Here is an 18,727-nt window from a genome sequence, read left to right as displayed (position 1 = left end):
TGTTAGGCCTGCCGCCAGCGTTCAATCTGAGCCATGATCAAACTCTTCAATTTAAGATTTTGTCGGCTCAATGAATACTGAATACATTCTTTTGCTTAATAAAAAGCTAAGTAATGTTGAATTGACTGTGCTGAATCTTACGATTCAATTGGTCACTCAGTTCATTGAAACCTAATTTGATACCGAAGTATCTAATTTGATTTTCATCAACGAGTGCCCACACAGATTGATAGGTTTAAATTGTTAAAGAGCTAGGTTTTTAAAGGCATTCCTCTCAAAACGGACGGCTATTTTAGCTAGTTAAGTTTAAGTGTCAAACACTTTTTTAAAACTTTTTCATCGTTAATTGATGCTAGTTAATAAACCGGCTAACTGGTTACATTTCTTATGAACTGTTCCCGTGTCAGCGAGGCGGCATTATAGGGAGATGATCAGAATTGGCAATAGTTTTTTAGCAAAGTTTTTGAAGTTTTTTATCGTTCGAACAAAAAAAAGCCAGCGAGGCTCTTTTTTGTCTGTTTTCTTTACAATTGTTCAAACTTTTGGGCGAATAAAGACACTTTTTCCCAGTCTGTGTATTCAACTTCTTTAGTTGTATCCGTTTCACCGCCAGTCAGTTTCATAATAAAACGAATCATCATTCTATCTATTGGGCGATAACGTGGGTAATAAAGCGCTCCTGCAAACACACCTATCAATGATGGTTGCCAAGGCGATTTCTTTAGAAAAGTTTTTATATAAACGCTTCCTTCAGGAGTATCTTTACCCTGATCCACTTTGCGAGCCGTGAGATTGACACAATAAAAGGCTGCCTTTACTTGTTCTAACTGTTTTATGTGAGCATCGATGAATTGATACAACTTCGCATTTAATTTTCCATAGCGGATAGAAGCACCAACCAACACTTTGTCATATTGAGTTAAGTCCATTGTCTGACACTCATGCAAGTCCACAAACTGACATTCATAACCTTGCAGCTGCTGCGCAATGTGGTGCATGATTTTTTTTGTCTGACCTTCGCGGGTCGAATATAAAAGAAGTGCTTTCACGCTATATCCCTACTTTGTAACCCTAGCTACGCCAAAACGTAGGCGTTAACAAAATTAATAAAGTAAATATTTCTAGACGACCGAACAACATGGAGACAATAAGCACCCACTTAGCACTATCATTAATGTCAGCAAAGTGGACAGAAACCTCTCCGAGCCCAGGTCCTAGATTGTTTAAGGTGGCAGCAACGGCGGAGAACGCGCTGAGTTCATCCATTCCTGTCGCGATCACTGCAAGCATACAAACCACAAACACTAATGCATAAGCAGAGAAGAATCCCCATACCGCATCGACAACTCGTTGTGATAACGCACTGTCGCCCAATTTAATCGGGTAGATTGCTCTCGGGTGCACTAAACGTTTCATTTCACGAGCACCTTGCAATGTAAGCAATAACACGCGAATGACTTTCATACCGCCACCGGTTGAACCCGCACAACCACCAATAAAAGACGAGAAAAGTAGAAGCACAGGTAAGAACAGAGGCCATTCTGAGAATCCTGTTGTGGTAAATCCCGCCGTAGTGGAAATTGATACCGTTTGGAATATCGCCTGATCAAACGCGTCATAAAGAGAGTCATAGGTATGGTGCTGCAATAGCATTAAGAAACAGACGACAAATAGAATGACTTGTATAGCAACGAATGCTCGAAACTCAGGGTCACGCCAATAATATTTTGGATGCACACCGCCCGTTGCCCAAACAGCATAATGCAAGGTGTAGTTACACGCGGAGATTAATAGGAATACAACCGTAATCAGGTTAATCGCATAGCTATCAAAATATCCCATACTCGCGTCATGGGTTGAGAATCCACCGATAGCGATAGTTGAAAAGCTGTGGCAGATCGCGTCGAAAACCGTCATACCAGCCAACCAGAACGACGTAGCACATAGAATGGTCAAACTAAGATAGATATACCACAACGCTTTTGCCGTCTCTGCAATACGTGGCGTTACTTTAGTATCTTTTACAGGCCCGGGAACTTCAGCTCGATACAACTGCATACCACCGATACCCAGTACTGGTAGGATAGCGACAGCTAATACGATGATACCCATACCACCAAACCACTGTAGGAACTGACGGTAAAATAGAATCGCCTTAGGTAATTCATCAAGGCCAACTATGACTGTCGCCCCCGTGGTGGTTAATGCAGAGAATGATTCAAAAAAAGCATTAGTGACTGATAGGTTCGGGTTATCAGACAGCAAAAAAGGCATCGCCCCAGCACTGCCGATTACCGTCCAAAAAAGGACAACAATAAGAAAACCGTCTCGGGATTTGAGTTCGTGTCGATAGCGGCGGTTAGGAAACCAAAGTACCGCGCCAAAAAACAGCAATGCAAAAAAAGTAGTGACAAATGGTACACCCGCACCATCACGATAGATCAAAGCGACCAGCGCAGGAGCTAGCATTGTAAAGCTGAATATCGCGAGCAGCAGCCCGACAATCCGGATAATTGAACGAAATTGCATTGATAGACAAAATGAAGCCGGGCTTCTTAGTTCCTATATATTGGTTAAATCGGTAACAATAATCTTTGCACCGCTTCGATTAATGATAGTTTGGGTGAAATCTTCAACATGAAGAACTTCCAGCTCCACATCTAATTCCACGTTTGAACCATATTGAGCGTCAACTTCTGTCCCATCGAACTGCTTAATAATAGACTGCGCCAGCGGAACTAGGCCGTAGTCTAAACTTAGGTGCAAATTTGTGGTGATTTTTTTCTCAATAGTTTGAAGCAGCTTAAGTGCTTGTTGCACACCACCACCGTACGCCTTAACTAAACCACCGGTTCCAAGACGAATACCGCCATAGTAACGCGTGACAACAGCCGTGATTTCACCTACGCCAGAACCAGATAACTGAGCCAATATAGGCTTACCCGCTGTTCCTGATGGCTCTCCGTCATCACTAAATCCCCAAAGCATCGAATCTTCAGGCCTACCCGCGACAAATCCCCAACAGTTATGTCTCGCATCAGGATGTTTCTGCTTTATTTGCTCCACAAACGCTTTGGCTGCATCACTACTAGGCGTATGTGCAAGATAAGTAATAAACAGGCTCTTTTTTATCTCTTCTTCGAAGATAACCGGCTCATTGGGGATCAAATAAGGTCGAACGTTCATATTTTTCACAAAATCATAAAGATGACCAAGTGTATCACGAGCCCTAAAAATGTGCTCAGGATTGGTACCAGCACACAATGTTAAACACTTGTTTAAAAAATGTATTGAAATTAAGCATTCTGCCGTTCAAACTGAAATTACTGGTCACACCAGAAACTAAATACAACAAAAACTCTCACACACAATCCTTCGGTTGTATGTCAAGGAGATAGACAATGATTTACCAAGCCGAAACCCTACAGGTAAAGGAATTAGAGAACGGTATTGCAGAGATAAGCTTCTGCTCACCGCACTCTGTAAACAAGCTCGACCTCAGCACTCTTAATTCTCTAAACGAGGCTCTTGATGCTCTCCAAACTCATCAAGGTTTAAAAGGTGTTGTGCTCACAACGGATAAAGACTCATTTATTGTCGGTGCCGACATTACTGAGTTTTTAGGACTATTTGCAAAACCAGAAGCAGAGCTAAATACGTGGCTCGTTTTTGCAAACAGCATATTTAACAAGCTGGAAGATTTACCGGTACCAACACTCTCTGCGTTAAGAGGTTTCACTCTTGGCGGCGGATGTGAGTGTGTACTTGCTACCGACTTCCGCATTGGTAATAAAACCACCAGCATCGGTTTGCCAGAAACCAAACTCGGTATTATGCCTGGCTTTGGTGGCACGGTTCGCCTGCCAAGAATCATCGGCGCCGACAGCGCGATGGAAATCATCACTCAAGGTAAAGCGTGTAAAGCTGAAGAAGCACTAAAACTGGGCTTACTCGATGCCATTGTTGAAAGCGACAAGCTCGAAGAATCTTCTATCGCGACACTAACCCAAGCCATGAATGAGAAGATTGACTGGCAAGCACGACGTAAGCAAAAAACCTCAGCGCTGACATTAAGCAAGATTGAAGCGATGATGAGCTTTACCATGGCGAAAGGTTTAGTCGCTCAGGTTGCGGGTACTCACTACCCAGCGCCAATGACCGCCGTCAAAACTATCGAACAAGCAGCAAACTGCGAGCGCGATGCCGCTTTGGATATTGAGCGTAAACACTTTATCACCCTAGCGAAATCTCAAGAGGCGCAAGCGCTTGTAGGTATCTTCCTGAATGACCAATACATTAAAGGGCTTGCAAAAAAATCTGCGAAATCTGCATCGAAAGATACTCAGCGTGCAGCTGTTCTAGGCGCGGGTATTATGGGTGGTGGTATCGCTTACCAATCCGCTTCAAAAGGCGTTCCGGTAACCATGAAAGACATCGCTCAGTCGTCTCTTGATTTAGGGATGACGGAAGCGTCTAAGTTGCTAAATAAACAACTTGAGCGTGGCAAGATCGATGGCTTTAAGATGGCTTCTGTGATCGCTTCTATTTCACCAACGTTACATTATGCAGGTATAGAGCAATCCGACGTTATTGTGGAAGCTGTGGTTGAGAATCCAAAAGTGAAAGCGGCCGTTCTGAGCGAAGTGGAACAACAAGTTTCAGCAGATACCGTCATCACGTCAAATACCTCGACTATTCCAATTAACTTACTGGCGAAATCGCTTAAGCGCCCAGAAAACTTCTGTGGTATGCACTTCTTCAATCCAGTACACCGTATGCCGCTGGTTGAAATTATCCGAGGTGAACACACTTCTGAAGACACCATCAATCGTGTTGTCGCTTACGCTGCGAAAATGGGCAAATCGCCAATCGTGGTTAATGACTGCCCAGGATTCTTCGTAAACCGTGTTTTGTTCCCATACTTTGCGGGCTTTAGCTTGTTGATGCGTGATGGCGGTGATTTCACTCACATCGATAAAGTGATGGAACGTCAATTCGGTTGGCCAATGGGCCCTGCCTACTTGTTGGATGTGGTTGGTTTAGATACTGCTCACCATGCACAAGAAGTGATGGCACAAGGCTTCCCTACTCGTATGGCTAAAGAAGGCCCTGACGCGATCAGCGCCCTGTTTGAAGCTCAGAAATACGGTCAGAAAAATGGTAGTGGTTTCTACCAGTACACTGTCGATAAAAAAGGCAAGCCTAAGAAAGCCTTTGATAACAGTGTTCTTACACTGCTTCAAACCGTGTGTGGTGCTTCTGCCGAGTTTGATGACCAAACCATTATTGAACGCATGATGATTCCTATGATCAATGAAGTAGTGCTTTGTTTAGAAGAGAACATCATTGCTTCACCTCAGGAAGCTGATATGGCTCTAGTTTATGGCTTAGGTTTCCCTCCATTCCGTGGTGGTGTGTTCCGTTACCTAGATAGTATTGGTCTGAGTACTTACCTAGAAATGGCGAAAAAACATCAGCATTTAGGTGCGGTTTATCAAGTACCTCAACGCCTGATAGATATGGCTGAGAAAGGTGAAACCTTCTACGGTTCACAACAGGCTGGCTCACTGTAACCACTTTGGAAAAGGAATAACAAAATGAATAATGTAGTGATTGTTGATTGCCTTCGTACCCCTATGGGACGTTCCAAAGGCGGGGCGTTTCGCCACCAGCGAGCGGAAGATCTCTCGGCTCATCTGATGAAAGGTATTCTGGCAAGAAACCCTCAAGTTAACCCACACGACATTGAAGATATCTACTGGGGCTGTGTGCAACAAACCTTAGAGCAAGGCTTCAACGTTGCGCGTAACGCAGCGCTACTGGCAGGCCTGCCAATTGAAATTGGTGCTGTTACAGTTAACCGTCTCTGTGGTTCTTCTATGCAGGCTCTTCACGATGCCACTCGTTCTATCATGGTTGGTGATGCAGAGATCTGCCTAGTAGGTGGTGTTGAGCACATGGGACACGTACCGATGAACCATGGTGTGGATTTCCACCCAGGTTTATCAAAGAACGTTGCAAAAGCAGCAGGCATGATGGGTTTAACTGCTGAAATGCTGGGCAAAGTACACGGTATTAGCCGTGAACAACAAGATGCGTTTGCCGCACGTTCACACCAAAGAGCGTACGCTGCAACTGTTGAAGGAAGATTCAAAAATGAAATTCTTCCAACAGAAGCTCATGCGGAAGACGGCACTCTATTCACTCTCGATTACGACGAAGTGATCCGCCCAGAAACCACTGTTGAAGGCTTATCGGCTCTTCGACCTGCCTTTGACCCAGTCAATGGTACGGTAACTGCGGGTTCTTCTTCTGCGCTGTCTGACGGTGCATCTGCAATGCTGATCATGAGTGAAGCAAAAGCGCTGGAGTTAGGACTTACTATCCGTGCCAAAGTAAAATCGATGGCGATTGCCGGCTGCGATCCTTCTATCATGGGTTATGGACCTGTTCCTGCTACTCACAAAGCACTGAAACGCGCTGGTCTATCAATGGAAGACATTGATGTGATTGAACTGAACGAAGCCTTTGCTGCTCAGTCTTTACCTTGTGCAAAAGACTTAGGTTTATTGGATAAGATGGATGACAAAGTAAACCTCAATGGTGGTGCAATTGCATTAGGCCACCCATTAGGTTGTTCAGGAACACGGATCTCAACGACGTTGATAAACCTTATGGAAGTAAAACAAGCGAAATATGGCTTGGCAACCATGTGTATTGGTTTAGGCCAAGGTATTGCGACGATTTTCGAACGCCCGTAAATTAGTTAAAAATAAAAGGCCACCAGCTATGCTGGTGGTTTTAAATCCAAACAATAATGCCAGCTCATGCTGGCATTTTTCTTAATCCGCTTTTAGCCAGTCTCTATGAAGTTGTTCGCTCGAACCTAAATAATTCACCATCCACTCAATCAAACGGTGATTATCATCTTTACGCCATACGAGGCAGCACTGACTTAAAGGTTGTTGATCGGGTAATGTTTTTTCTACCAGCAAGCCTTGTTCAATCAATGGCAGCGCAATATGACGTGGCATATAGCCCACACCAATCCCCTTTTTCAGGCACTCTATAGCGCTATACCAGTTGGGCAACAATAATCGACGCTGTTGAGGATAATGTCCCGTATGTCTTTTAGGTAACACACTAGAGGTATCATCAAGACAAATCGCTGGAAACTGGCTCACAAAGGCTTCACTCAAATCTTGCTGTTGTGCACACGGATGATGAGGTGACATCACAAATGTCCATTTCAACTCGCCCATATCTCGTACCTCGAAGTCTCCGCCAACAGGAACTGCCGAGGTAGCACCAATCACAATATCCGCCCGCTCTTGAGCTATCGCTTCCCATGAACCGTTAAATACTTCCATGTTGATTTGTAGCTCTGCAAATTCAAACTGTTGATAAAAATCTTCCACCAGCGATTTAAGCTTATCGAGTTTCACCACATTATCTAAAGTCAGCTTGAGTGTAGATTGCCAACCATGAGCCGCTCGGCGAGTTTGCGCATTGATCTCCTCCATCTGCCTCAAGAGCAAACGGGCCTGAGCAATAAATAGCTCACCAGCCGGAGTCAGTTCTACTTTACGAGGTAAACGGCGAAAGAGAACCACATCGAGTTCTTGTTCCACTTGCCGAACACCGTAGCTGATGGCTGAAGGAACTTTATGCAACAGCTCAGCCGCCGCGGTAAAACTGCCTAATCGAGCGACCGCATCCAACATTTCCAACGAAGATTTAGAGTACACACATATACCTTTCAAATTTTTTGAACGATAACCAGCAATTTTATCGTTTCATTTTCCTAGTAACGAAAAATAGAATAGCACGGTAAATAAATAGGGGTTGGCGCCAACTGATATTCACGGAACATTAATTAAAATATTTGATTGGTTAAAATGAAAATATCAAAATTACAACTCTTCTATCTTGCAACTCTGTCTATGCTCGGCTTTATAGCCACCGACATGTACTTACCGGCCTTTAAAGCGATGGAAATCGACTTTGCTACCGGACCTGAACAAATAGCCTTGTCTCTAACAATATTCTTGGTCGGGATGGCTATCGGTCAATTGATATGGGGCCTTGCCTCAGATAAGTTTGGTCATCGTAATACGCTGGCGGCAGGCTTAGTACTTTTCACCATCGCATCCTTAGGGCTGGCATTCGCCGATCAGGTTTGGCAACTGTTGGCTCTGCGCTTTATCCAAGCGATCGGTGTCTGTGCACCAGCTGTAATCTGGCAAGCCATGGTTATTCAGCGATATTCAAGCCAAAGCCAACAGATTTTTGCCACAATTATGCCGTTGGTCGCGCTCTCTCCTGCTCTAGCACCTCAACTGGGGGTGTTGCTAGCAGAAAGCTTTGGCTGGCCGAGTATCTTTGTTGCACTCTCGGTCATCGGCATGGCACTGATTACAGCGACAATGGCACAAGATAATAAAAAGGCGGATATAAAACAGACCAGCATAGCTGCTGATATAAAAGCACTACTTGCTTCAAAAGCTTATCTTGGCAATGTGCTGATATATGCTACGGCATCAGCGGCCTTCTTCGCTTACCTAACAGGTATGCCGGAAATCATGGCTCAGTTAGGCTATAGCACAAAAGATATCGGCTTAAGCTTCATCCCACAAACGATAGCCTTCATGCTAGGTGGTTATTTAGGCAAGGTAGCAGTGAAAAAATTTGGCGATGAGAGAGTACTGCGTCATTTGATCGGCTTATTCAGCGTCGCGTCACTGCTGATTTTTATCGCATCACAATGGCAGTTAGAATCTATTTGGCCAATTCTGACTCCATTCTGTTTAATCGCCGTTGCCAATGGTGCTTTGTACCCAATAGTGGTCAATCGAGCCTTAGCTAATGCCAAACAAGCACCAGCGACTGCTGCAGGGTTACAAAACAGTCTACAAATCTGTATCAGCAGCCTTTCTAGTGCTCTGGTTGCCTCAATGGCAAGCCAAGCACAAATGGTTATAGGTATCGCAATTGTTATTTGTACGGCAGGATTGTGGTTCGGATTCGTTGTTTCCAATAAACAGCTATCACAACATTTCACAACACCTGATAATTCGCGTGTTGTCAGTGATGAATAATCCGTAAAAAAAATAGCCCTCATAATTGGGGGCTATTTTATAGCAGAGCACTTAGATTACTTTTTCTTAACTGGGCGTTGCCAACCAGCAATTTTCTTCTCTTTAGCGCGAGTGATTACTAACTCACCTTCTGCGACATCTTTCGTTAATGTCGTGCCTGCTCCGATTGTTGCACCGTTTGCGATAGTAACAGGAGCCACCAGCTGGCAGTCAGAGCCGACAAACACATCGTCACCAATAATGGTTTTGTGCTTGTTAACGCCGTCATAGTTACAAGTAATCACACCTGCACCGACGTTTACACGCTGACCAATTTCTGCATCACCAATGTAAGTTAAGTGGTTAGCTTTAGAACCTTCGCCAACACGAGCATTTTTCACTTCAACGAAGTTGCCAACATGAGCATCATTACGCAAGTCAGCCCCTGGGCGAAGGCGAGTAAATGGACCCACAGTACAATCTTCACCCACACTCGCGCCTTCAATCACGCTGTATGGACGAATAACGGTATTGTCATCGATTTCACAGTCTTTCAGGATACAACCCGCACCTATAACCACGTTATCACCGATAGAAACCGTACCTTCGATAATAACGTTAACGTCAATTTCTACGTCCATACCGCATTGCAACTCACCACGCAGATCAAAACGAGCTGGGTCGCGTAGCATTACGCCCTGTTCTAACAGCTTGTTTGCTTGACGAGCTTGGAATGCACGCTCCAAACGAGCCAGTTGAATACGGTCGTTGACCCCTTCAACCTCAATTGAGCTCACAGGATGTACAGCTTCAACCGCACGCCCTTCTTCATGTGCAGCAGCAATGACATCTGTCAGGTAGTATTCACCCTGAGCATTGTTGTTATTCAAACCTGACAACCAGCGCTTTAGATCACGGCCAGTCGCAACCATCACACCAGTGTTAATCTCTTTGATCAGCTTTTGTTCTTCAGTTGCGTCTTTCTGTTCAACGATCGCCACTACAGGGCCGTTCTTACGTACGATACGTCCGTAACCCGTCGGATTTTTAAGCACCACAGTTAATAACGCGATACCATCGTTTGGTTGCGCATCTAATAAGCTTTCGATAGTTTCTTCAGAGATTAATGGAACATCACCGTATAACACGAGGATCTTCTCATCATCCTGAAATTGTGGTGAAGCCTGATCAACCGCATGACCTGTACCAAGCTGATCCGCTTGCAGAACCCAGTTAACGTTCTCTTCTGCCAAAGTCTGTTTCATTTGATCACCACCGTGACCATAAACCAGATGGATATTCTGAGCACCTAAGCTATTACACGTATCAATCACGTGCTTGACCATCGGCTTACCAGCAAGAGTATGAAGGACTTTTGGCATATTAGAATGCATGCGAGTACCTTTACCCGCAGCCAAAATCACGGCACTAAATTTCATGTTTAACCTATTTGTTTGAGGTAACGACTGATTGCATTTTAGCGGCTTACTGTAATGGTGTTAATTATTTGACGTTAATTTCTGTTAAAAATAAAGCACGAACTAAATAACGCAAAAAAGGCGACCAAAGGTCGCCTTTTCATAAAACGCGCTAATAAAAATTAACGACGTTTCTTAGTCAGCTCAATTACTCGTAGCTGAGCAATGGCTTTAGCCAGTTCACTGGCCGCTTGCGCGAAGTCCATATCGCCATGCTGATTTTGAATTTTCTCCTCAGCGCGACGTTTGGCTTCTTGAGCCTTGGCTGTATCTAGATCTTCACCACGAATTGCTGTGTCAGCCAGTACAGTCGCTGTACCAGGTTGAACTTCAACAATACCACCAGAAACATAAATGATTTCTTCGTGGCCGTGTTGTTTCACTATACGAACCATACCAGGCTTAATAGCGGTCAGCAGCGGTGTGTGACCATGGAAAATACCAAGCTCACCTTCGCTACCGGTCACCTGAAACGTTTCAACACGACCTGAGAAGATTTTCTTCTCTGCGCTCACAACGTCTAGATGAAAGGTTATTGCTGCCATATCGCCTCCTAGTTAGCCTTATAGCTTCTTCGCATTCTCGATAGCTTCGTCGATAGTACCGCAGTACATAAACGCTTGCTCTGGAATGTCGTCGTAGTCACCAGCTAGTAGGCCTTTAAAGCCACGTAGTGTTTCTTTAAGAGGAACGTATACACCAGGGTCACCAGTAAATACTTCCGCTACGTGGTAAGGCTGAGTTAGGAAACGCTCAATCTTACGTGCACGAGATACAACTTGCTTATCACCTTCAGATAGCTCGTCCATACCTAGGATCGCAATGATATCTTTCAGCTCTTTATAACGCTGAAGCGTTTGCTGAACACCGCGCGCAACATCATAGTGCTCTTGACCAACTACCAATGGATCTAGCTGACGTGAAGTCGAATCTAGTGGGTCGATCGCTGGGTATAGACCCATAGCAGCGATGTTACGGTTAAGTACAACTGTTGCATCCAAGTGTGCGAACGTTGTTGCTGGAGACGGGTCAGTCAAGTCATCCGCAGGTACGTATACCGCCTGTACAGACGTAATAGAACCTTGACGAGTTGAAGTGATACGTTCTTGAAGAACACCCATTTCTTCAGCAAGCGTAGGTTGGTAACCTACTGCAGAAGGCATACGACCTAGTAGTGCTGAAACCTCAGTACCTGCAAGTGTGTAACGATAGATGTTATCGATAAACAGCAGTACGTCACGGCCTTCATCACGGAATTTCTCAGCCATAGTCAAGCCAGTAAGTGCAACACGTAGACGGTTACCTGGTGGCTCGTTCATTTGGCCGTAAACCATTGCTACTTTTGATTTTTCAGGTTCAGCGATGTTTACAACACCCGCTTCCTGCATCTCGTAGTAGAAGTCGTTACCTTCACGAGTACGTTCACCAACACCCGCGAATACTGATAGACCAGAGTGTTGCAGTGCGATGTTGTTGATAAGTTCCATCATGTTAACGGTCTTACCTACACCTGCACCACCGAATAGACCGATCTTACCACCCTTAGCGAATGGACAAATCAAGTCGATTACTTTTACACCTGTTTCTAGAAGAGCTGTCTCGTTTGATTGCTCTTCGTAGCTTGGCGCTGCACGGTGGATAGAGTAAAGCTCTTCCGCACCGATTTCACCACGCTCGTCAATCGCATCACCAAGCACGTTCATGATACGACCTAGTGTCTTAGTACCTACTGGTACTGAGATTGGAGCGCCAGTGTTTTCAACTGCCAAACCGCGACGTAAACCATCAGAGCTACCCATAACGATTGCGCGAATTACGCCACCGCCAAGCTGTTGCTGAACTTCAAGAACTAGACGCTCTTTAGAATCCACAACGTTCAGAGCATCGTAAACACTAGGTACTTCGCTCTGTGGGAACTCTACGTCGACTACCGCACCAATGATCTGTACGATCTTACCTGTAGCCATCGTTAATCCTCTAAACTGTTTGTTTTACCTAAGCTTAAACCGCTGCCGCACCAGAAACGATTTCCGATAGTTCTTGTGTAATCGCAGCCTGACGGGCTTTGTTGTACACAAGTTCTAAATCTTCAATCAAGTTGGTTGCGTTATCAGTTGCAGCCTTCATCGCAATCATTCGAGCCGCTTGCTCACAAGCAAGGTTCTCAACTACACCTTGATAAACCTGAGACTCTACGTAACGCACAAGAAGCGTATCCAGTAGAGGTTTTGGTTCAGGCTCGTAGATGTAGTCCCATGAATGCGGACGCTGCATCTCTTCGCTTTCCGATTTAGGCAAAGGTAGCAATTGATCGATCGTTGGTTGCTGAACCATAGTGTTTACAAACTCGTTGTAAACGACATATAAGCGGTCCAATTCACCTTCATCGTATTTTTTCAACATTACGCCAACAGAACCGATCAGGTCTTCCAAGCTAGGTGAGTCACCTAGACCAGAAACCTGAGCGACGACTTTTGCGCCACTGTTGTTAAAGAAAGCCGTTGCTTTAGAGCCAATTACTGCTAGCTCAATTTCAGCACCTTTTGCTTTCCAAGCTTGCATATCTGTTACAGCCTTTTTGAACACGTTAATGTTCAAGCCGCCACACAAGCCACGATCTGTAGAAACGATGATATAACCAACACGTTTAGCTTCACGCTCTGCTAGGTACGGATGACGGTACTCTAGGTTTGCGTTAGCCACATGACCGATCACTTTACGCATTGTTTCAGCGTATGGACGAGAAGCTTCCATTGCGTCTTGAGAGCGACGCATTTTTGAAGCTGCTACCATTTCCATCGCTTTCGTAATTTTCTGAGTGCTTTTAACACTACCGATTTTATTACGTATCTCTTTTGCGCCGGCCATCGTTACTCTCCATTAGTTGGTGGCAGAATCTGCCACCGACTTATTACCAAGTTTGGGTTGCTTTAAAATCGTCGGTCAGTTTCTTCAACTGAGCTTCGATCTCATCGTTGTAAGCACCCGTCTTGTCGATCTCAGCTGCAAAATCTGCGTGCTGAGCGCGAGCATACGATAGTAGAGCCGCCTCAAAATCTAGAACTTTTGACAGTTCTACATCATTTAGGTAGCCACGCTCTGCTGCAAAGATAGTTAGAGCTTGGTCAAATACTGACATTGGAGCGTATTGTTTCTGCTTCATCAGTTCAGTAACTTTTTGACCGTGGTCTAACTGACGCTTAGTCGCTTCATCAAGATCAGAAGAGAACTGAGCGAAAGCCGCTAGTTCGCGGTATGCAGCTAGTGCTGTACGGATACCACCTGATAGTTTCTTGATGATCTTCGTTTGCGCAGAACCACCTACACGAGATACTGAGATACCTGGGTCAACAGCTGGGCGAACACCCGCGTTGAATAGCTCAGTCTGTAGGAATATCTGACCGTCGGTAATAGAGATTACGTTTGTCGGTACGAATGCTGAAACGTCACCAGCTTGTGTTTCGATGATAGGTAGTGCAGTTAAAGAACCTGTCTTACCTTTCACTTCACCGTTAGTGAAACGTTCTACATACTCTTCGTTTACGCGAGCAGCACGCTCTAGTAGACGAGAGTGGAGGTAGAATACGTCACCTGGGAATGCTTCACGGCCTGGTGGGCGTTTTAGTAGTAGAGAGATCTGACGGTAAGCTACCGCTTGTTTAGATAGATCATCGTAAACAATCAGTGCATCTTCACCACGATCACGGAAGTATTCACCCATCGCACAACCTGCGTATGGCGCTAGATATTGTAGCGCTGCAGATTCAGAAGCAGATGCTACAACAACGATAGTGTTCGCTAGTGCGCCATGCTCTTCTAGTTTGCGTACTACGTTAGCGATAGTCGATGCTTTCTGACCGATTGCTACGTAGATTGAGAAAATACCAGAGTTTTTCTGGTTGATGATTGCATCGATCGCCATCGCTGTTTTACCAGTCTGACGGTCACCGATGATAAGCTCACGCTGACCACGACCGATTGGGATCATTGAGTCAACTGACTTATAACCAGTTTGTACAGGTTGATCTACCGATTTACGGTCGATTACACCCGGTGCAATCACTTCTACAGGCGAAGTTAGTTTCGCTTCAATAGGACCTTTACCATCAATAGGTTCACCTAGTGTGTTCACTACGCGACCTAGAAGTTCTGGACCAACTGGTACTTCAAGAATACGACCAGTACCTGTAACTTTCATGCCTTCCTTAAGGTCAGCATATGGGCCCATTACAACCGCACCCACTGAGTCACGCTCAAGGTTAAGTGCTAGTGCATAACGACCGCCCGGTAATTCAATCATTTCACCCTGCATCACGTCCGCAAGGCCATGAATACGGATAATACCATCGCTTACCGATACGATAGTACCTTCATTGCGAGCTTCACTAACAACGTTGAAAGATTCAATACGTTGTTTAATTAGATCGCTAATTTCCGTGGAATTAAGTTGCATGCTCCAATCCCCATCAAGATTGCAAGGCATCGCTCAGGCGGTTCAAACGACCACGCGCTGAGTTATCGATGACAAGATCTCCGGCTCGAATTACGACCCCACCAAGTAGGGTCTCATCTACACTGCAATTCAGCTGAACTTTACGTTCTAGACGCTGCTCCAGTTTGCTACTGATATCTGAAAGCTGTTGTTCAGAAAGCTCGGTTGCTGAAATAACTTCAACATCGATATTCTTCTCATACTCTTTCTTAAGAGCAACGAATTGCTCAAAAACATCAGGAATAGCTCTTAAACGGCCATTCTCAGCCATCACCTTAAGTAGGTTTTGGCCATATTCATCAAACTGTTCGCCACAAATTGCGATAAAAATTTCTGCAAGTTTCTCAGCAGAAGCAGAACTGGTTAACAGTTCATGTATTTGCTCGTTATTTGTAACTTCGGCAGCGAAAGCTAACATCTCACTCCACTGAGTTAGTTGTTGCTTTTCTACCGCAAAGTCAAAAGCTGCTTTAGCGTAGGGGCGAGCAATAGTAGTCAAATTAGACATTCGCGCCCCCAGACTTAAAGTTTTGCAGTAATGTTGTCGAGAATATCTTTATGCGCATCTTTATCGATAGAACGCTCAAGAATCTTCTCAGCACCAGCAATTGCCAGAGTTGCAACTTGTTTGCGCAGCTCATCGCGGGCACGATTACGTTCAGCTTCAACTTCTGATTCTGCTTGAGCAAGGATTTTCTGGCGTTCTGCCTGAGCTTCCTCACGTGCTTCATCTAGAATTTGAGCTTTGCGCTTGTTCGCTTGCTCGATGACCTCTGTTGCTGTGCGCTTCGCTTCTTTCAAAGAATCGGAAGCGTTGGCTTGTGCTAGATCTAAGTCTTTTTTTGCACGCTCAGCGGCTTGCAAACCGTCAGCAATTTTCTTCTGACGTTCTTCAATCGCTTGCATGATTGGTGGCCATACATACTTCATGCAGAACCACACAAATAGTGCGAAAGACAGAGCTTGACCTAGCAGAGTTGCGTTCATATTCACAACAGCTACCCCTCTATATGGACTTAGTATTAATCAATGGCAAACCTAAAAAAGCTTGCCTCTGGCAAAACGTGATTAACCTAATTGACCAACAAATGGGTTCGCGAATGTAAATAGAAGTGCGATTACGATACCGATCATAGGAACCGCATCCAGTAGACCCGCGATGATGAACATCTTAACTTGTAGCATAGGAGCCATTTCTGGTTGACGAGCTGCACCTTCAAGGAATTTACCACCTAGAAGTGCGAAACCAATCGCTGTACCAAGAGAAGCAAGACCGACGATGATACCTACGGCGATTGCAGAAAAGCTCAGTAAAGTTTCCATTACTATCTCCAATTATAGTTGTTGGCTAATTGTGCCCAAATAAAAGCTATATATTAATGATCACTGTCTTCGTGTGCCATTGACAGATAAACGATAGTCAACATCATGAACACAAAGGACTGAATCAGAATTACAAGAATATGGAAAATAGCCCACGGTAGTGAACCCATCCATTGTAAATACCATGGTAGCATCGCTGCGATAAGAATAAATACAACCTCACCTGCGAACATGTTACCGAATAGACGCATACCAAGTGAAAGAGGCTTAGCTAGTAGCGATACCACTTCAATTAGTAGGTTAAACGGAATCATCACTGGGTGATTAAATGGATGTAATGCTAATTCTTTCGCAAAACCGCCTAGGCCTTTTACTTTGATGCTGTAATAAATCATCAGAGCAAATACACCTAGTGCCATAGCCATGGTGATGTTCACATCAGCAGAAGGAACCACTTTCAAGTAAGGGATACCTAGCCAATGCTGTGCTGGATACGGCAAGAAATCAATTGGCACTAAGTCCATGATGTTCATTAGCAATACCCAACAAAAGATAGTCAGTGCCAGCGGTGCTATTAGTGGATTGCGTCCATGGAAGGTGTCTTTGACGTTGGTATCGACAAATTCAACCACTATTTCAACAAAACACTGTAGCTTGCCTGGTACACCCGCTGTTGCCTTCTTCGCTACAGAACGGAAAATCCAAAGGAAGATCAGTCCAGTAAACAAAGAAAAAAACAGGCTATCGATATGTACGTTCCAGAAACTTGTTTCCGACCCAACTAAACCCAGCTTGTATAAAGACAGGTTGGTTAGGTGGTGTTCAATGTATCCGGACGATGTTAGCGCTTCACCTGGCGCAGCCATAACTCATCCTATTTTTTGTTGTTAATGAATAGCACTGGCGCACAGATATTAATACCTAGAGCCAGCAAATAGGTTAGTTTCAGGGGAACAAGTTCCACCTGCATATACATGTAAGCAACAGAGAATAAAACGACTGTAATAAGAATTTTAAGTGCTTCACCAGTGTAAAAAGAGACCGCGATACGCTTTGCAGCGCGAGCTCCACTAAACATAAAAGCACACAGCGCAAAAACCGCATTGGCAAAGACACAAATGCCTCCCCCAACCAGCGCTGAAAATCCCCAATCAGCATTTACAGCAATAGTCATCCCTGCTGCCACAACCATAACCGCGCCAGACTGGATCATTAACAATTGCTTTGCAAGCTCTCGTCCTGGCCTAGCCAACGCAGCTACCATGTATTCGTACCTCTAGTTACATTCCCAACACTAAAAAATAGTAATGTTGAGAAATTCGCGAAAATTATACGAAGGCGCAAAACTAATGCAACGTAAATACAATCTTATGTTACATTTTTGTTCGCTAACCAACATTTTTCACACAAAATTCTTTTTTCTCAGAAATGTGACGCCGACCGATTATGTCACTTAGGCTTGCAGCTTTGCAACCAATTGCTCTAGTTTCTGGGGTTCATCAAGGCTAATCGTTACCTTAGATTTACCATTTTTGGAACGGACAATTGACACTTTTGCACCTAAGTTTTCACTAAGTTTTTGTGACATTTGTTGTATTTCTACGTCTTCAAGCACATTTTTTTCTTCAGTTGTGTCTGAGAGACATTTTTTCACTAATTGCTCAGTCTGACGCACTGTTAATTGCTTCTTAGCAACTCGCTCTGCAATCTCTTCTTGTCGTTCACCTTCCAGCATTAACAGAGCACGAGCATGCCCCATCTCTAACTGTTTGGTTTCAACTAAACGCTTAACAGCGTCAGCCAGCTGGTTAAGACGAAGTAGGTTACTGACCGTTGTTCTCGACTTACCAATAACATCCGCGACTTGTTGGTGAGTCAGTTTAAATTCATCTTGCAGACGCTCTAAAGCTTGTGCTTCTTCAATCGCATTAAGATCTTCACGCTGAATATTTTCGATCAACGCCATCGCGATCGCCGCACGATCATCCACTAGTTTGATCAAACAAGGGACTTGCTTCAAACCCGCTTGCTTTGCTGCTCTCCAACGACGCTCACCAGCAATAATTTCGTAGCCACCTGTATTTAATGGGCGAACAACGATCGGCTGAATAATACCTTGAGATTGAATGGATGCAGACAGCTCTTCCAAAGCTTCAGGAGACATATCTTTACGGGGCTGGTAAATACCCGGCTTCAAGCTCGCAATCGCGATATCCTGCAGCTCACCGTCAGAAGACATCTCTTGACTGTGTGATGCCACTTGTTGCTTTTCACGAGCAAGAGAACTGGTTGCCAATAACGCATCCAGTCCTTTTCCTAAACCACGTTTAGACGACATGTAAACGAATTCCTTTATT

18 protein-coding genes are annotated in these 18,727 nt (G+C 44.5%); 3 read left to right on the top strand and 15 right to left on the bottom strand.

Annotated features, from left to right (window positions below):
- Positions 1-524 precede the first annotated feature (524 nt).
- The 3 genes from hemG to HKI82_RS18385 are packed head-to-tail and all read right to left on the bottom strand — an operon-like array spanning position 525 to position 3,186.
- Complete coding sequence (hemG, locus tag HKI82_RS18395) at positions 525-1,049, bottom strand: menaquinone-dependent protoporphyrinogen IX dehydrogenase (protein WP_171138817.1); 525 nt, start codon at positions 1,047-1,049, stop codon at positions 525-527.
- A 22-nt stretch (positions 1,050-1,071) separates the two neighbouring features.
- Complete coding sequence (locus HKI82_RS18390) at positions 1,072-2,529, bottom strand: TrkH family potassium uptake protein (RefSeq protein ID WP_102942775.1); 1,458 nt, start codon at positions 2,527-2,529, stop codon at positions 1,072-1,074.
- Positions 2,530-2,562: 33 nt separating this feature from the next.
- Positions 2,563-3,186 carry a YigZ family protein gene (locus tag HKI82_RS18385; protein WP_171138816.1) on the bottom strand — a complete coding sequence of 208 codons (624 nt, stop codon included), beginning with the start codon at positions 3,184-3,186 and terminating at the stop codon, positions 2,563-2,565.
- Positions 3,187-3,401: 215 nt separating this feature from the next.
- On the opposite strand from HKI82_RS18385, the gene fadB reads away from it, so the two are divergent.
- The gene (fadB, locus tag HKI82_RS18380) at positions 3,402-5,573 is read left to right on the top strand and encodes a fatty acid oxidation complex subunit alpha FadB (protein WP_171138814.1); all 2,172 of its coding nucleotides are present in this window, start codon (positions 3,402-3,404) and stop codon (positions 5,571-5,573) included.
- A 24-nt stretch (positions 5,574-5,597) separates the two neighbouring features.
- Entirely contained in the window at positions 5,598-6,761 is a 1,164-nt protein-coding gene (gene fadA / locus HKI82_RS18375) for an acetyl-CoA C-acyltransferase FadA (protein WP_102942777.1), read from the top strand.
- A gap of 81 nt (positions 6,762-6,842) precedes the next feature.
- Here fadA and punR read toward each other — a convergent pair whose 3' ends face one another.
- Positions 6,843-7,748 carry a DNA-binding transcriptional activator PunR gene (gene punR, locus HKI82_RS18370; RefSeq protein WP_102942778.1) on the bottom strand — a complete coding sequence of 302 codons (906 nt, stop codon included), beginning with the start codon at positions 7,746-7,748 and terminating at the stop codon, positions 6,843-6,845.
- A gap of 150 nt (positions 7,749-7,898) precedes the next feature.
- Here punR and punC point away from each other — a divergent pair, with 150 nt between their 5' ends.
- On the top strand, positions 7,899-9,098 hold the full coding sequence (gene punC, locus HKI82_RS18365) for a purine nucleoside transporter PunC (RefSeq protein WP_171138813.1): 1,200 nt from the start codon (positions 7,899-7,901) through the stop codon (positions 9,096-9,098).
- A gap of 56 nt (positions 9,099-9,154) precedes the next feature.
- Here punC and glmU read toward each other — a convergent pair whose 3' ends face one another.
- From glmU to HKI82_RS18310, 11 genes are all read right to left on the bottom strand, one after another.
- Complete coding sequence (glmU, locus tag HKI82_RS18360) at positions 9,155-10,516, bottom strand: bifunctional UDP-N-acetylglucosamine diphosphorylase/glucosamine-1-phosphate N-acetyltransferase GlmU (RefSeq protein WP_171138812.1); 1,362 nt, start codon at positions 10,514-10,516, stop codon at positions 9,155-9,157.
- Between the two features lie 161 nt (positions 10,517-10,677).
- Positions 10,678-11,100, bottom strand: coding sequence for a F0F1 ATP synthase subunit epsilon (locus HKI82_RS18355; protein ID WP_102942781.1), 423 nt, complete (start codon positions 11,098-11,100; stop codon positions 10,678-10,680).
- An 18-nt stretch (positions 11,101-11,118) separates the two neighbouring features.
- Complete coding sequence (gene atpD / locus HKI82_RS18350) at positions 11,119-12,522, bottom strand: F0F1 ATP synthase subunit beta (protein WP_102942782.1); 1,404 nt, start codon at positions 12,520-12,522, stop codon at positions 11,119-11,121.
- Positions 12,523-12,556: 34 nt separating this feature from the next.
- A complete protein-coding gene (gene atpG, locus HKI82_RS18345; RefSeq protein WP_102942783.1) occupies positions 12,557-13,423 on the bottom strand; it encodes a F0F1 ATP synthase subunit gamma in 867 nt (288 codons plus the stop codon).
- Positions 13,424-13,466: 43 nt separating this feature from the next.
- Positions 13,467-15,008, bottom strand: coding sequence for a F0F1 ATP synthase subunit alpha (gene atpA, locus HKI82_RS18340; protein ID WP_102942784.1), 1,542 nt, complete (start codon positions 15,006-15,008; stop codon positions 13,467-13,469).
- Positions 15,009-15,021: 13 nt separating this feature from the next.
- Positions 15,022-15,555 (bottom strand): F0F1 ATP synthase subunit delta, encoded by a 534-nt coding sequence (gene atpH, locus HKI82_RS18335; protein WP_171138810.1) that lies wholly within the window; start codon positions 15,553-15,555, stop codon positions 15,022-15,024.
- Positions 15,556-15,569: 14 nt separating this feature from the next.
- The gene (atpF, locus tag HKI82_RS18330) at positions 15,570-16,040 is read right to left on the bottom strand and encodes a F0F1 ATP synthase subunit B (protein ID WP_042489550.1); all 471 of its coding nucleotides are present in this window, start codon (positions 16,038-16,040) and stop codon (positions 15,570-15,572) included.
- Between the two features lie 75 nt (positions 16,041-16,115).
- Entirely contained in the window at positions 16,116-16,370 is a 255-nt protein-coding gene (atpE, locus tag HKI82_RS18325; protein ID WP_002540812.1) for a F0F1 ATP synthase subunit C, read from the bottom strand.
- Between the two features lie 53 nt (positions 16,371-16,423).
- Positions 16,424-17,236 carry a F0F1 ATP synthase subunit A gene (atpB, locus tag HKI82_RS18320; protein ID WP_102942787.1) on the bottom strand — a complete coding sequence of 271 codons (813 nt, stop codon included), beginning with the start codon at positions 17,234-17,236 and terminating at the stop codon, positions 16,424-16,426.
- Positions 17,237-17,244: 8 nt separating this feature from the next.
- Positions 17,245-17,634: a F0F1 ATP synthase subunit I gene (locus HKI82_RS18315; RefSeq protein ID WP_042489541.1), complete on the bottom strand. Its 390-nt coding sequence runs from the start codon at positions 17,632-17,634 to the stop codon at positions 17,245-17,247.
- 189 nt (positions 17,635-17,823) lie between these two features.
- Positions 17,824-18,708 carry a ParB/RepB/Spo0J family partition protein gene (locus tag HKI82_RS18310; protein ID WP_171138808.1) on the bottom strand — a complete coding sequence of 295 codons (885 nt, stop codon included), beginning with the start codon at positions 18,706-18,708 and terminating at the stop codon, positions 17,824-17,826.
- Between the last annotated feature and the right edge of the window lie 19 nt (positions 18,709-18,727).

It is taken from the genome of Vibrio plantisponsor (genome assembly GCF_013041605.1).
Taxonomy (GTDB): Bacteria; Pseudomonadota; Gammaproteobacteria; order Enterobacterales; family Vibrionaceae; genus Vibrio; species Vibrio plantisponsor.
The sequence above is the reverse complement of the archived record's forward strand: the minus strand, read 5'-3'. Positions and strand labels throughout refer to the sequence as shown.